The following is a 15,525-nucleotide window of genomic DNA, read 5'->3' as shown; positions in this document are numbered from 1 at the left end:
TCGGACGGGCTTCGCGACCGCGGCGCACCTCGTCGCGGCAACCGGGGAGTACCCAGCCGCGGCCGCGATTTCTCCTTGTCTTATCCAGGCCATACGAGTTGACAATCGAGGCGGGCCTCACAACAGTGGTAGCCGCGCGTTCTCCGTTCGGACGCATGATTCACCCCCCAGCAGACATAGAGGAATTCATGAACGTACGCCAGCTCTATGTCAGCGCCGCCGCCGCGGGGCTGACTCTTCTGGCCGCTCCCGCCGCCAGCGCTCAGATCCAGATTCCGCTGCCGTCCCTGGCCGGTACCGGTTCCTCGGCCGCCGACGCGGTTCTCGGCGCCACCGGTTCGGCGCAGCTGGCGCAGACCGGTTCCGCCGGTGGCGCCTTCAAGAACTGTGACGAAGCGCGCGCCGCGGGTCGGGCGCCGATCTTCCGCGGTGAGCCCGGGTTCGGCCCGCACCTGGATCCGGACGGCGACGGGTTCGCTTGCCCCACCGTCTGATTCGTTCTCACTGCGCACAAACGCCCGGTGACGGAGTTGTCCGTCACCGGGCGTTGTCGTCTGCGGTGTTCAGCGCAGGATCTTGAACAGCACCGCACCTGCGAGCAGCACGCCCGCACCGATCAGGCTGTACTTCACCTTGGGCTCGTTCATTTTGGCCAGCGCCAGCTGTTTGGTGCCCTCGGCGATCCGCTGCGGATCGGCCCGCACCGCGATCTCGTCCAGGGTGCCGGCCAGCCGCTCCCGCGCGGCCTCGATCTCCTGCTCGATCCGCTCGGTATCCTTTGCCACCTTCACGCCTCCTGTACCTGGTCTGCCGCGTCCACCGGCGGCCGATGATCACCCCTGGGTCGCGGTTGTCACCGCGGCGCGCCAGGGTTCGGGCACGAGTGTATCCGGGGTCACCGCGGCCGCTGTTCGCTCGACCCCGGCGCGGCAGGTCGCCGTCCGCCACTGCACCGTCCGCCCGACTGCCGACGTTTCCGTGCGCCATGACCGCGGGAGCCCGCCGAGTCCGGCTCCGTGAGTCGTAGGGTTCGGTTACGGTGCGAGTGTGACCGACAACCATCGACTCTCCCCGGGCGATCCGGCACCCGATTTCACCCTCGCCGACGCCGACGGCAACGAGGTTTCGCTGGCCGACTACCGCGGCCGCAAGGTCGTGGTGTACTTCTACCCCGCGGCGAGCACCCCCGGCTGCACCAAGCAGGCATGCGATTTCCGGGACAACCTGGGTGAACTGAACGAAGCAGGCCTGGCGGTGATCGGGGTCTCACCAGATAAACCGGCCAAACTCGCCAAGTTCCGGGATGCCGAGCAGCTCAACTTCCCGCTGCTGTCCGATCCCGAACGCAAGGTCCTCACCGAATGGGGCGCGTTCGGTGAGAAAACCATGTACGGCAAGAAGGTGACCGGCGTCATCCGGTCGACCTTCCTCGTCGATGCCGAAGGCAGAATCGAAGTGGCCCAGTACAACGTGCGTGCCACGGGTCACGTCGCCAAACTGCGCCGCGACCTCTCCGTGTAATCACGGGGCCCGGCAGTATCGGTGGTCGCCCGGGCCGGGACCGGGCGATCAGTCGTAGGACTCGATCAGGCGCTCGTAGCCGTCGAGCAGCAACCCCAGACTCTGTTCGAAGAACAAGTCCTCCCAGCTTCCATCCTCCTGCTCGAATGCCTGGGCTCGCATCGCCGCCGTGACGGCGGGGAAACGTTCAGGGTCGATCACGCGTTCGAGGATGTCCCAATCGCCGTCGGATTCCGGGTTGGCGGGGTCGATTTCGGCAATAAGGCGGACCCGTCCGATCACGAACAGTGTCAGGTTCACCACCAGCTGCATTTTGATGGGTTCCGGCACGCGGGTCTGCCCGAGTGCAGACAGGCCCGCTTCCAGCCAAGCCATGTTGTTGGGCCCCAGCGGAGGTGCGGTCATTCGCACACTGAGCCAGCCCGCGTGCTTGGCGATCACGCGGTACTCCGCCCACGCCCACTCGTGTAGTACCGCCCGCCACGGGGCGCCGGACGGGGTTTCCGGCGGCATTCCCAGCACCCGGTCCAGCGCGATCTCCACCAGGGTGGACTTGCTGTCGACATAGCGATACAGCGACATCGCGGTGAAACCGAGGCGTTCGGCGACCTTGTTCATCGACAGCGCGGCGAACCCCTCCTCGTCGGCGAGTTCGATCGCGGCGTCCACGATCTGTTCCAGGCTCAGTCCGCGCCGGGGTCCGCGGGTTCCCGCCGGCGCGAGACCCCACATGAGTTCGATCGATTTCGGTAGCGGGCGTTCGGTGCCCGCCGCGGCCGCTGTCCCTGCGGGGGCGGCCGTGGCCGGTCCGTTGTCCGCTGTGCTCGGCATCGATCTGGGTTCCTTCCGTCGGTTTCCGAGACCAGGTCCTCGGTGGCTGCCGGTCCGGACAGCGGCCTGCCCTGGCGTCTCCCCTTCCTATACCACCGCGTTCCCCGCAGTCCTTGCGCCCCGCTTCAAACTGTGTACGCTCTAATCAGAATATATGCCATATACAGTTTATCCGGCATACAGTTATTCGAACGGAGCCCAACATGACCGCCCCACCTGCCATTTCCCTCCGCGGACTCGATAAATCCTTCGGCGACCACCGGGTCCTCGCCGGTATCGACCTCGATATCGCGCCCGGATCGGTGTTCTCCCTCCTCGGTCCCAACGGAGCCGGGAAAACCACGATGGTGCGCATCCTGGCGACCCTGACCGGCCCGGACAGCGGGACCGCCCGGGTCGCCGGATACGACGTAGCGCACGAACCGGATCGAGTCCGGGCCGCCATCGGGGTAACCGGCCAATACGCCGCACTGGACAAAGTCCTCACCGGTGCCGAGAACCTGCACATGGTCGGCCGGCTACTGCATCTGGGCCGGTCGGAAGTCCGCCGGCGCGCCACCGAACTCGTGGAACGCTTCGATCTCGCCGCTGCTGCCGGCCGGCCCGCAAGCACCTACTCCGGCGGTATGCGCCGCCGCCTCGACCTCGCCATGAGCCTGATGGGCCGGCCGGAGGTGGTCTTTCTCGACGAACCCACCACGGGGCTGGACCCGCGTAGCCGCCGCGAACTCTGGCAGGTCATCAGAGAACTGGTCGACGACGGCGTGACGGTTTTCCTCACCACCCAGTACCTGGAGGAAGCCGACCAACTGGCCGACCGGATCGCGGTCCTGTACGACGGCCGCATCGTCGCGGACGGGACCCCGGCCGAACTCAAACAACTCACCCCCGGCGGCCATATCCTGTTCCGCTTCGCCGATCGTGCGAACCTTGCCGCCGCGGCGCGCGTGACCGGGTTCCCGGAAACCGATCCGGACGAACTCACCCTGCAGGTTCCGTCCGACGGGCAGGTCGCCCATCTCAAACATCTGCTGGACGAGTTCGGCGCCCTCGATATCACCGTCGAACGGCTCAGCGTGCACACCCCGGATCTCGACGACGTCTTCTTCGCACTGACCAGCCGCCCCACCGAAGCCGTACCGGCCGCATAGCGACCCGCGCACCCCCACTCACAGAAAGCCACTCACGTGACCACCCTCACCTACGCCGCACAGGACGCGGCAACCATGACGGCCCGCAATCTGCGTCACACCGTGCGCAGTCCCGATGCGCTGATCAGCACCCTTGCACTGCCGATCATGATCCTGCTCATGTTCGTCTACGTCTTCGGCGGGGCCATGGATGTCGGCGGCACCTTCGTCGATTACGTGGTGCCCGGGATCGTGCTGATGTGCGCCTGTTTCGGCGCCTCGACCACGGCGATCAGTGTTTCGGTCGATATCGCCGAAGGTATCGTCGACCGCTTCCGCACGATGGCGATCAGCCGGTCCTCGTTCCTCACCGGGCACATCACCGAAAGCCTGCTGCGCAATATCCTGGCCACCGCGGTGGTGGTGATCGTCGCGCTGGCCATCGGTTTCCGGCCCACCGCCGATCCGCTGCGCTGGCTCGCCGCCGCGGCACTGCTGGCGCTGGTGGTGGTGGCGCTCTCCTGGATGTCGGCGTGCTTCGGCTTGCTCGCCAGTAGTCCGGAGGCTGCCAACGGATTCACCATCTTCGCGATGTTCATCCCCTATGTCAGCAGCGCGTTCGTTCCGCCGGAGACCATGCCGGACTGGCTGCGCGGTTTCGCCGAACACCAGCCGGTGACACCGGTGATCGAAACCCTGCGCGGCCTGCTGGTCGGGACCCCGATCGGCAACAGCGCGGTACTCGCGGTCGTCTGGTGGGGCACCATCGCCGTGGTGTGCTACGGCGCGGCCCTGGTTCTCTTCCACCGCAAGACCCGGAACTGAGCCGGACTCCCCGCCGATCCGGCGCCCGCGGGGCGTGTTGCGGGCCCCGGATCGGCAATGTCCGTGTGGTGAGACATGACAGACTCGCCGTCACATTCCGTACTCTCCTACCACCACCTTCGACCTACCGCTAGCCTGGGACATGTGAACGTACGTACGGAGGCCACAGTGAAACGGCGTCCGGACCCTGCGCTGGAATTGGAACTGCAGGACGATCCGCAGGAACTCATGCCGCGGCGGCGTCCGACCCAGGAGCGCAGTAAGCGGAAGTTCGACGCATTGCTGCAGGCGTCGCGGGAACTTCTGGTCGAGGTGGGTTTCGAATCGTTCACCTGTGAAGAGGTCGCGGCTCGCGCGGAAGTCCCGATCGGCACCCTCTATCAGTTCTTCGCCAACAAATACGTCATCGTCTGCGAATTGAACCGGCAGGATCTGGTCGCGGTATCGCAGGAGCTGGCCGATTTCCACGGCGAGATCCCATCACTGGACTGGTTGCGGCATATGAATCAGTTCGTCGACCATCTGGCGAACCTGTGGATGACCGACCCGTCCCGCCGCGAGGTGTGGCTGGCCATGCAGTCCACCCCGTCCACCCGGGCCACCGGCGCCATCCACGAAAAGGAATTCGCCGAGGTCGTCTCGCAGATGCTGCGCCCGCTCACCCCGCGCACTCCGCGCGCCCGGCGCACCATGATGGCCGAGGTGCTGGTGCACGTGGTGTATTCGATGATGAATTTCTCGGTGCAGGATGAACAGAGCCACGCCGACGCGGTCGCCGAACTCAAACGACTGATGGTCGCCTATCTTCTGGTCGCGGAAAAAGAATCCCGCACCGCCAGCCAGCGCTGAACCACCCGCCGGTCGCGTTCACCGATCGAAGCCGCGGACAACACCGTCGTCGTCGACGCCGTCTGCGTAGTCCTCGAAATCCATGGTGCCGAGCAAGAAGTTGACCTCGACCTCGGCCAACGCAACCAGAGCGATCCGGAACACCGGCTCGCCGTCCCCTCCGGTATCGACTGCCGGCAACGGGTGCTCGGGGTCGGTCATGCATACCGAAAGGCCCGGAGCGGGCACTCCGGGCCTTTCGGTGTTTCCTGCTCAGTTCTCCGGCGACCGTCCTTCGATCAGGTCGGCCAGTTCACCCGGATCCTCCAGCACCACCATGGCGGCCGCGGTGTCGCCGTCGTGGGTGAGCGATAGGTGCACCCGCACCCGCGGCAGGAATTCCGCGGCGAGGCCGTGCAATTTGATGCTCGGCCGGCCCCAGGCGTCGTTCACCACCTCGATCAGCGGGTACGGGTTGTCCCCGATCTGCGGGCGGCGGGCGAAGCGGGAGGAGGCCCAGGCTTTGAGCACAGCCTCCTTCGCCGCCCACCGCGCTGCATAACTGCGGGCCGGGTCGGTGGCCTTGCTCTGGCAGTAACGCCGCTCACCGGCGGTGAAACTTTCCCGGAGCATGGTGGTTCCGGCCCGTTCCAGTTGTTCGGTGAACTCGGAGATGGTCACCAAGTCCAAGCCGATTCCGAGGATCGTCACAGTGGCGCAGCCTACGGGGTACCGGCCGCGGCGGCATCGGTATCGCCGCCGACGAACCGGCCGGTCTCGCAGCCGGAGCCGTCGACCTGGTAGATCCCGTCACCGAGCCGAGCGGTCTCCGACAGCAGCATCTCGGCTTCCAGGCCGCGGACCTGCGCCGCCGGGGTGCCGTCGCCACCGAACCGCCGGTCGGCCGGCCGCTCGTAGAGCGCGGCCCCGCCGCACATCGCCTCGACGATGCGCTGTCGGCCCGCCAGCTGCCGTTCCTGGGCGCGGCGCTGGTACTCGTCGCGCCGGGCCGGTTCGATCGCCTGGACGAACGCCTGCGGATGCACCACCGCGAGCAGGCCGGAGACATGCCCGAAGCCGAGCGAGGTCACCAGGCCGGCCTTGAGCGGGAACCGGTCACCGAACCGCAGCGCCTCGCGCAACCACACCAGATGCGAGTATTCGCGCATCTTGTCGTCCACACAGTCGAGGCTGCGGTTGGGCGGCACCACACCGTTTTCCAGCACCTGGCACAGGCCGATGAGCTGGAATGCGGCGGCACCGCCCTTGGCGTGCCCGGTGAGGCTCTTCTGCGAGACCACGAACAGCGGGGCGCCGTCGGAGCGGCCGATCGCCGCGGCCAGCCGCTCGTGCAGTTCGGATTCGTTGGGATCGTTGGCCGCGGTGGAGGTGTCGTGCTTGGAGATCACCGCGATATCGTCCGGTCCCACACCGAGTTTGCGCAGTTCCGCGGCGAAACGGGATTCCCGCCCGCCGCGGCCCGCACCGAGCGCGCCGAGTCCGGGCGCCGGGATGGAGGTGTGCACACCGTCGGCGAAGGACTGCGCGTAGGCCACCACGCCCAGCACCGGCAGACCCATTTCCAGCGCCACATCACCGCGGGCCAGCAGTACGGTGCCACCGCCCTGCGATTCCACGAACCCGCCGCGGCGGCGGTCGTTGGCGCGGGAGAAGTAGCGGTCGCTGATCCCCTTGGCGCTCATGGCCGCCGAATCCGCGGTCGCGGACATATCGCCGAACCCGACGATGCCCTCGATACCGAGATCGTCGAAACCACCGGCGACGACCACCTCGGCCTTACCGAGCTTGATCTTGTCGACGCCCTCTTCGACGGATACCGCGGCCGTGGCGCACGCAGCCACCGGATGCACCATCGCGCCGTAGCTGCCCACGTAGGACTGCACCACATGCGCCAGCGCAACATTCGGCAGCGCTTCCTGCAGGATATCGTTCGGCCGCGGTTCGCCGAGCAGGTTGTCGACGTAGAGCGAGCGCATCGAGGACATACCGCCCATACCGGTGCCCTGGGTGTTGGCCACCAGGCTGGGATGCACCCAGCTCATCAGTTCGGACGGATCGAACCCGGACCCGACGAACGCATCGACGGTGCAGGCGATATTCCACAGTGCGACACGGTCGATGGAGGACGCCATATCGGCGGAGATACCCCACACCGTGGGATCCCAGCCGGTCGGGATCTGGCCGCCGACGGTGCGCGAGAGTTTCGCCCGCCGCGGCACCCGGATCTCGGTGCCCGCCTTACGGGTCACCGTCCAGTCGCCGGAGTCGGCGATCGGGGTGATCACCGTATGCTCCGGCGCCGCCGCGTGGAAGGTCCGCGCCTCCGCTTCGCTGCCGACGGTGAACGACAGGTCCTGGTCGAGGAACACCGAGGTCATCAACGGGCTGCTGTTGTCGACCATGGCGGCGTCGTCCTCGTACCGCCGGATCCCGCAGCGCTCGACCACCGCATCGTGATAACGCTCGGCCAGTTCGGCTTCCGGTACGTAATCACCGGAATCGGTGTCGTACCAGCCCGGTTTCGGCTCGTTCTCCCAGACCACCATGCCGGTGGTCCAGGCCAGCTCCAGGACGCCGGCCGCCGACAGTTCGTCGGAGACCTCCATCTCGAAACGGGTGCGCGCGGAACCGTAGGGTCCGAGCTCACCGGCACCGACGATCACGACCATATCGCTGAGATCGGCGGTCACCGTGCCCCATTCGGGGACCGGCAGCGCCGAGGTCAGGGTCGGCGGGGCGGGCAGCGCGGGGATTCGCGGGGCGTCCGATTCCTCGGTCACCTCGGCCGCCTCGGCATCTGCGGCCTCCTGCGCCTGCCGCGCCAGTTCGGGCAGATCGAGCTGCGCCTCGGCCAGCCCGCCGGTGAGGTCGACCTGCTGCGGACCCGATTCGGACACCGAACGCGCCCGCGCGGTGGCCCATTTCAGCAGTTCGCCGGCGATCTCGCCGGTCGACCAGGTCTGCACACCGGCCTGTTCCACGGCCTCGACCATGGGGTCGTTATGACCCATCAGCCCGGTACCGCGGACCCAGCCGATCAGCGCATGCACCAGGGTGACCCGCGCCGCCCACGTCTTCTCGGCCCGCCATTTGGCGACCACGGCATCCAGTGCGGCCTTGGCCTCACCGTAGGCACCGTCGCCACCGAACAGGCCGCGGTTGGGCGAACCGGGCAGAACGACATGCAGTTTCGCGTCGACATCGTGATCGGCGCCCAGCTTGGACAGTCCACCGATCAGCCGCTCGACCGACCACAGCAGCACCCGCATCTCCATTTCGGCGCGCGCGCCGGCATCGGAGAGGTCACCGGCCACCCGCGGCGCCGCGAACGGCAGCAGCAGGGTCGGGGTGAAGGCGTCCTTGGTCTTGATCTTCGCGCCACCGGCATTGTCGACCTGTTCGGTGCCGACCCAGTCGATCAACGCGTCGATATCGGTGTAGGAGGCCATATTCGCCGGGACCACCCACAGTGCGGCGCCCTGGCGGGCGTTCGCGCGGTAGAGGTCGCGGTAGAAGCCGAGGCGGTGGTCGTCGAGACGGGAGGTCGTGACGATCACGGTCGCGCCGCCGCCGAGCAGGCGCCCGGCCACCGCCGCGGCGATGGAGCCCTTGCTGGCGCCGGTGACCACGGCGATCTCGCCGGTCCATTCGCCCGCGCCGGCCTCGTCCCGGGCCGCGGTGGCAATCCGCTCGTAGTGCCCGGCCAGTACCGAACGGGCCTCGTGCACGGCCCGCTGCCGCCACCAGTCGGCCTGCGCGGCAACGGCTTCACCGGCACCGAGGAATCCGTCCACCGGCTGCTGCGCGGTTTCCGCATCGTCGGCCGGCCACAACCGGGCCAGGTCCTCGCGGGCCGTGGCCCACCGGTCGTCGATGAGCACCGCTTTGCGGGCGTCGAACGCCGGGGCGACCAGTCGCGGCCAGTCCGACCCCAGTTCCGCCGAAACCAGATCGACCAGGCCGTCGTCGGTGATTTCCACCGCGGAGACCTGCTCGTTCAAGCCCAGCTGCTCCAGCACCAGACGCGCGGCCGAGGCCAGCACACCGTCCTTACCGGTGATCTGTTCGGTGAACTCACCGAGCGCGGCGGCGTCCACGGTGCCGCCGGCCGATCCACCCGCCGCGGGCAGCGCGACCGAAACCCCGCGGCGTGCCGCTACGGCTTGGACGGCGGCATCGATGGCGGCGTCCACGGAAGCACCGTCGCTGAGCGCCCCGGAAACGAGTCCGCCCAGGTCACCGCCGCGCACGCTGGCGCCTTCGCGGGTGCCCAGCGAAACCTCGGCGGTGATATGGCTGGCCCAGCCGTCACCGAGCTCCCAGACCTTCGTCACCCGTTCGGCGATTGCGGCCGGACGTTTACCGGACGGCCCGAACACCTTGCGGAGGTGATCGTTGATGGCATCGCTGAGCACCGAGCCGAACGGCTTATAGGTGCGGGCGAGCCGTTCGACGGTCGCGGAGAGCGCACCCATATCGGCGTCGGCGGCACCGTCGATGGCGCCGAGCGAGAGCTCGGAGCCGAGGTCGACCAGCAGCTGGTTACGACGCGAGGACACGCCGTCGCACAGCCCCTCGATGGTGTCGACGGGGCCGATCTGGTCGAGGCGGAGTTTGGTCCACAGCGCGATCAGCACCCTGGTCGCATCCGCCGCGGTGAAGGCGATATCGTCCGGCCGCGGTCCGCCGGTGGCCGCCGGGGCGGGGGCGGCAGGCGCGGCGGCCGGGGCGGCGGCCGCGGCAGGTGCCTCGGCGACCTCCTCGACCGGCTCCTCCACGGGCGCCGGATCGGTATCGGTCGAGTACACGACCGCCGCCTCCCGCTCGATATTGAGGACTTCCACGATGGCAGTGGTGAAATCGGGCAGTTTCAGCGTCTGGCTCGCCAGGTTGGCCACGGTCGGGGTGGCACCGAGGCCGACCTCCACGAACCGCTCCACATCGAGTTCACCGAACAGCAGATCCTGGGTTTCGATCCACCGCACCGGGCTGGCGAACTGCCAGGCCAGCAGTTCGATCAGCACCACGCGGCACAGTTCGCTGGGACGCTGCGACCAGGAGTCGAAATCTGCGAGCACAGCGGCCAGCGGCTCGGACGGCACCAGATCGGCGATCTCGGCGACGAACTCGCGGTCCAGCGAGAACGGCCGCGGCACCAGGTTCGGGATATACCGCCCGACCAGGACTTCCGGATGCAGTTCGGCCGGCAGCAGCTGTTCGAGTTTGCCGCGGAATTCCGGGACGCCCTTGCGCAGCACGGTCGAATGGAACGGCACATCGATACCGGGCACCAGGATGAACGCGCGTTTACCGCCGAATTCCTCACGACGCCGCTCGATCTCGGCTTCCAGCGCGTCGAGACCGGCCACGGTGCCCGCGATGGCGTACTGCGAACCGCGCAGGTTCAGGTTCACCACCTCGAGGAATTCCCCGGCGGCCGCGCCGACACCGGCGACGAAATCGATCACCTCGTCGTCGGGCAGCCCGATCTGCGAGGGCCGGATGGCCGCCATCCGGTAGTCGCTGCGCCCCTGCGCATCCCGCGGCACCAGCTCGTGCATGGCCGAACCACGCTGGAATACGACCTCGAGCACCGCCTCCAGCGGCAGCACTCCCGCGACCGCGGCCAGCGCGTTGTACTCACCGACCGAATGTCCGGCCAGCAGCGAACCCTCCACGAACGCACCGGCTTCCCGCAGCTCCGCGACCTGCGCGACACCGAGGGTGGCCATCGCGACCTGGGTGAACTGGGTCAGGTGCAGCACACCGTCCGGGTGCCGGTGTTCGACGCCGCGCGCTTTCAGATAGGTGGGGTTGTCGCGGACCACCGCCAGGATGGAGAAGCCGAGCGCTTCCCGAGTGTGCTTGTCCGCGCGATCCCAGATCGCCTTGGCGGCCTTGGACCGGGTCCGGGCGTCCAGGCCCATCCCCTTGCGCTGGATGCCTTGGCCGGGGAACGCGTACACGGTCTTGGGCGCGGCGGTGCGTCCGGTCGCGGTCATCACCAGATCCCCGCCGGCCCGGCAGGACACCTCGATGATCTCCGCACCGGCGTCGACGGCGACCCGCTCGACCCGCACGTCGATCTCGGCGCCCGGTCGCACCATCCCGAGGAACCGGGTGGTCCACGCGGTGAGCGTGCGCGCCGGCACCGCCGCCTGCGGATCCACCGCCGATACCGCGTGCTGGGCCGCAGCCGACAGCCACATACCGTGCACGATCGGGCTGCCCAGACCGGCCAGTTTCGCGGCCGCGTCGCTGGTGTGGATCGGGTTGTGATCGCCGGAGACCGCGGCGAACGCGGCCATACTGCGCGGCGCGACCATGGTCACGTCCCGGCGGCGGCGCCGCGGGGTCTCGCCGGCTTCGGCGCTCACGGTGCCCGCGGCCCGCGGCGGATCGGTCAGCTCGCCCGCGCCGCTGCGGCCACGGATGGCGAACCGTTCGGCGAGCCGGGCCAGCGGCACCACATCCAGGCCCTGGTCCCGCATCTCACCGACGGTGACATTCACCTCGACCACGCGGCCGAGGTCGGTATCGACAACGGTCCCGGATTCCGCCCGCACCACGAGAATGCTGGTGACATCGGGAAGTTCGCGCAGCAGTTCGACCTGATGGTCCAGATGCACCAGGTCCAGCATGCCTTCGATCACGCTGGCATCGGATTCGGTACGGGCCGCGCCCAGTACCGCGAACACCGCCGGCCAGCACGCGCCGACCAGGACGTCGGGCACGGTACGGCCCAGGGTGCTCAGGTTCGCCGGCAGCCCGGCCCCGGTGACTCCGGCGTGGTCGGCGATCAGGTCCGGCGTCCAGGCCAGGTTGACGTGCGCGATATTGCCCTTCACCTCGGGCAGGGTCTGTCCGGCGGCGACGGCCAGCAGGGCCGACATGGCGGCGTCGGCATCGGCTTCGGACACCACCGGCGCCCCGCCGTTGTACACCGATACCGGCACCGTGATCCGGATCCGGACACTGTGGCCGGCGGCGAGCGGAACGGACAGTTCCACATACGAATGTTCGGCCTCGGGCCCCTCGGTCTCCACGAGCGTGGCACCGGTCGGCGGATGCACCGCGCCCTTCTCGTCCACGGTCCACTCGTGCAGATCGCCCAGCCGGTGCACCGGGTTCACCGTCGCCCGGCCCGACCAGTGCATATCGGGTGCAGCGAGCACCACATCGACGGGCCCGCTGGTCACCGCGGCAACCCGGCGCGCATCGACGGCCGCCGGGACGACACCGTCCCGCACCAGCGCGTAGGCGGCATCCTGCTCGAACCGGTCCAGCAGTTCACCGACCGGCTCGTCGACCCGGGTGATTCCGGCCACCGCGACGGTGCCGGGGATAACGCACACCTGATCGGCCGAGTACCGCGGATCATGGGCCTGCCACAGCGAATCCGACCGCCACCAGCGCCGCACGTCCTGGTCCACCACGGGGACGAAGTTCACCGGTTTACCGGGCGTCTTGCACAGCGCGATGAAGAACGGCACATCGGCCGGGTGCAGCAGCGTCTGCGCGGACGCCGGATACTGCTCCGCCAGCCGTGCGAGCGCGGCGGCCGGGTTCTCCAGATCCTCGTCACGGAACAGGGAGTCGATCTCCCCGCGATCGGCTGGTGCGAGCCGGGCCTCGGCCCGCTGCAGCATCTCGGCGAACCGGTCGCGCCAGCTGATATCCAGCCACACCGAGCGGGTGGAAGCGGTGATCGCGTCCCCGAGGTCGCTTCCGCAATCGAAATCAGCGCGGCATTCCTGGCCCACCGCCAGCTCCACATACCGCTCGAGCCAGCCGAGGTAGGTCATGGCCGCCACATCACCGAAATACGGTTTCGCGGTCGCGTCCAGGGCGGCGATGATCTCCGCGCGCCGCTGCGCCACCGCGTCCGCGTCACCGGCGACCTCGTCGAGCAACCGGCCGGTCCGCGAGGCGGCATTGTCGATCTCGTGGATATCGGCGCCGAGCTGGCTGCGTCCCGAAGCCATACCGCCATTGGCGGTTCCGGCGCCGACCCAATCCGGGGTACCGGGGGTGTCCACCAGCAGCTGCTTCACCTCGGGCGCGGTGGTCGCCTCGAGGGTCGCCATGGCCGCGGTACCCACCAGCACACCGTCCAGCGGCATCGCCGGATAGCCGTGTGCCGCCGACCAGGCGCCGGTCAGGTACTCGGTGGCCCGCTCCGGGGTCCCGATACCGCCGCCGACGCAGACCACGACATTCTCGTGGGTGCGCAGTTCGGCGTAGGTTCCGAGCAGGAGATCGTCGAGATCCTCCCAGGAGTGGTGCCCACCGGCCTTACCACCCTCGATATGCATGATCACCGGATAGTCCGGCACCTCACCCGCGATCCGCAGCACCGAACGGATCTGCGCGACCGTGCCCGGTTTGAACGCGACGTGGCCGATCCCCACCTCGGTCAGTTCTTCGATCAGCGCGACGGCTTCCTCGAGCTCCGGGATACCGGCGGTGACGATCACACCGTCGAACGGAGCGCCCGCCGCGCGTGCCTTCTGAACCAGCCGTTTGCCGCCCAGCTGCAGTTTCCACAGGTACGGGTCCAGGAACAGCGAATTGAACTGCACCTGCCGGCCCGGGTGCAGCAGGTCCTTCAGTTCTTCGACACGGTCGGCGAAAATCTGCTCGGTCACCTGACCGCCACCGGCCAGTTCGGCCCAGTGCCCGGCATTGGCGGCCGCCGCGACGATCTTCGCGTCCACCGTGGTCGGGGTCATCCCGGCCAGCAGGATCGGCGAGCGTCCGGTGAGCCGGGTGAACGCGGTCTCCACCACGATCCGCCCGTTGGGCAGCCGTACCGGTTTCGGCGCGAACGCGGTCCACGGCTGCGCAACCTCCGGCGTCGCGCCCGGGGTGAGCAAGTTGCGCTGTCCGGCGCGAGTCGCCACCGCGACCATGCCGACACCACTGCCCTTGAGCGCACTACCGCTGACCCGCGACAGCAGATCGCCGGGCCCGAGGTCCAGAATCCACTCCGCGCCCGCGTCCACCATCTCGTCGACCGTCTCGACCCAGTCGACCGGTTCCACCAGAATGTCGCGCGCCATCTGCCCGGCCAGCTCGGTATCGAGCCCGCACTGCGCGGCCCAGCCGGCGACCAGCTCGACGGTATCGCCGAGAGCCGGATGGTGGAACGCCACGTCCACTTCCAGGTCCTCGAACACCGGCGCGAACACCGCGCCACCGCGCTGTTTCGCGGCCCGCTCGCGATCCTGTTCGGCATTCAACTGCTCGCACCGCTGCCGCACCCGCTGCAGCGCTTCGGGGGTCCCCGAGAGCACCACCCGGCGCCGCCCGTTACGGATCGACAGCACCGCCGCAGACAGTGGGTCCGCGCCCTCGAATACCTCGTCGAGAACGGCCCGCAGCTCGTCGGGGTCGATATTGGATACCGCGACCATCGAGGACCGTTCCCCCACCGGCATCAGCCCGCGCCGGCGCGCGACCAGTCCCGCCGCCGCGCCGACGAGCTGGCCGATGGCCAGCATTTCCGCGTCGCGCTGCCCGCAGGTCTTGACCGCGGTCGCGGCGAGCAGCCCCTGCGAATGGCCCACGATCGAGACCGGCGTGAACTCCGCGGGGTCCAGCCCTTGTAACCGGAGGGCGCGCAGTGCGGCGAGCTGGGTGAGCAGCACGCCCGGCATGGATACCGCCGCCGAACGCAGCACGCGGTCCGACGGCGCGTCCGAGGTCTCGGCCTCGTCGTCGGCGAGGTCGTCCTCCAGCATCCAGGCCACCGGGTCGAAACCGACCGGGCGCACCGTGAGCAGCTGATCGGCGACCGGTTCCAGCAGCGCGGCGGCCTCGTTGACCAGCGCGGTCAGGTCCGGCTCCAGCGCCGCGTCGCGGGCGATTTCGGACAGCTCCCCCAGCCAGCTGGCCCCTTGCCCGCCGAAGGCCAGGGCGTAGGGGGTGCCTGCGCGCAACTGGTCCAGCAGCGGCGTGCGATTCGTCTCGGAGACAGTCCGGCCCGCGGTCGCGTTCACCTGATATCCGGAACCGGACGCGGTGCTCTCGTTAATCGTCAAGACGCTTCGACTTTCTCTCGGTGGCGACAGGTCTGCGGAGACTTCCCCGGCTCCCCGGCCGCGCGCGGGAATCCCACGCTCGACGGCCTGATATCAGCGAGGATTCCACAAAATCATGAGGGAACCCTCACGTTTGCCACCCCGCGCGTCACTTACCCATCGGTATTCATGCACATCCGTACCAGAATGCCCCGAAACATGATCCTCCCTCATGTTTGAACCCGCAGGTGAGGACGCGTCCTTACCGCGGCGAAACATGAGCACCCCTCATATTGGCGGTTATCTAATCGTTATAATCGCAGGTGGGGTTACCGGTCAGTACAAAA

10 protein-coding genes are annotated in these 15,525 nt (G+C 68.3%); 5 read left to right on the top strand and 5 right to left on the bottom strand.

What is annotated here, in order from left to right; translation table 11 throughout:
* Positions 1-188: 188 nt before the first annotated feature.
* Positions 189-494 (top strand): excalibur calcium-binding domain-containing protein, encoded by a 306-nt coding sequence (locus ACFWPH_RS22230; protein ID WP_280418775.1) that lies wholly within the window; start codon positions 189-191, stop codon positions 492-494.
* Between the two features lie 69 nt (positions 495-563).
* Here ACFWPH_RS22230 and ACFWPH_RS22225 read toward each other — a convergent pair whose 3' ends face one another.
* Positions 564-785 carry a DUF3618 domain-containing protein gene (locus ACFWPH_RS22225; RefSeq protein ID WP_280418776.1) on the bottom strand — a complete coding sequence of 74 codons (222 nt, stop codon included), beginning with the start codon at positions 783-785 and terminating at the stop codon, positions 564-566.
* Between the two features lie 262 nt (positions 786-1,047).
* On the opposite strand from ACFWPH_RS22225, the gene bcp reads away from it, so the two are divergent.
* Positions 1,048-1,521: a thioredoxin-dependent thiol peroxidase gene (gene bcp, locus ACFWPH_RS22220; RefSeq protein ID WP_378753909.1), complete on the top strand. Its 474-nt coding sequence runs from the start codon at positions 1,048-1,050 to the stop codon at positions 1,519-1,521.
* Positions 1,522-1,569: 48 nt separating this feature from the next.
* Here bcp and ACFWPH_RS22215 read toward each other — a convergent pair whose 3' ends face one another.
* A complete protein-coding gene (locus ACFWPH_RS22215) occupies positions 1,570-2,352 on the bottom strand; it encodes a TetR/AcrR family transcriptional regulator (protein WP_378753908.1) in 783 nt (260 codons plus the stop codon).
* 203 nt (positions 2,353-2,555) lie between these two features.
* Between ACFWPH_RS22215 and ACFWPH_RS22210 the strand changes: the two genes are divergently transcribed.
* The 3 genes from ACFWPH_RS22210 (at position 2,556) to ACFWPH_RS22200 (ending at position 5,156) form a co-directional block, all read left to right on the top strand.
* Positions 2,556-3,503: an ATP-binding cassette domain-containing protein gene (locus ACFWPH_RS22210; RefSeq protein WP_378753906.1), complete on the top strand. Its 948-nt coding sequence runs from the start codon at positions 2,556-2,558 to the stop codon at positions 3,501-3,503.
* Positions 3,504-3,578: 75 nt separating this feature from the next.
* Positions 3,579-4,307, top strand: coding sequence for an ABC transporter permease (locus ACFWPH_RS22205; RefSeq protein WP_378754249.1), 729 nt, complete (start codon positions 3,579-3,581; stop codon positions 4,305-4,307).
* Positions 4,308-4,535: 228 nt separating this feature from the next.
* Positions 4,536-5,156 (top strand): TetR/AcrR family transcriptional regulator, encoded by a 621-nt coding sequence (locus tag ACFWPH_RS22200; protein ID WP_051715520.1) that lies wholly within the window; start codon positions 4,536-4,538, stop codon positions 5,154-5,156.
* Positions 5,157-5,174: 18 nt separating this feature from the next.
* Here ACFWPH_RS22200 and ACFWPH_RS22195 read toward each other — a convergent pair whose 3' ends face one another.
* The 3 genes from ACFWPH_RS22195 to ACFWPH_RS22185 are packed head-to-tail and all read right to left on the bottom strand — an operon-like array spanning position 5,175 to position 15,199.
* Positions 5,175-5,357 carry a DUF6924 domain-containing protein gene (locus ACFWPH_RS22195; RefSeq protein ID WP_378753904.1) on the bottom strand — a complete coding sequence of 61 codons (183 nt, stop codon included), beginning with the start codon at positions 5,355-5,357 and terminating at the stop codon, positions 5,175-5,177.
* 51 nt (positions 5,358-5,408) lie between these two features.
* On the bottom strand, positions 5,409-5,846 hold the full coding sequence (locus ACFWPH_RS22190) for a holo-ACP synthase (protein WP_033246001.1): 438 nt from the start codon (positions 5,844-5,846) through the stop codon (positions 5,409-5,411).
* 11 nt (positions 5,847-5,857) lie between these two features.
* On the bottom strand, positions 5,858-15,199 hold the full coding sequence (locus ACFWPH_RS22185; protein ID WP_378753901.1) for a fatty acid synthase subunit beta domain-containing protein: 9,342 nt from the start codon (positions 15,197-15,199) through the stop codon (positions 5,858-5,860).
* Positions 15,200-15,525 lie beyond the last annotated feature (326 nt).

Source organism: Nocardia sp. NPDC058499 (genome assembly GCF_042719915.1).
Lineage (GTDB): Bacteria > Actinomycetota > Actinomycetes > Mycobacteriales > Mycobacteriaceae > Nocardia.
Note: the sequence above shows the minus strand (reverse complement) of the source record. Positions and strands in the feature narration are given on the sequence as shown.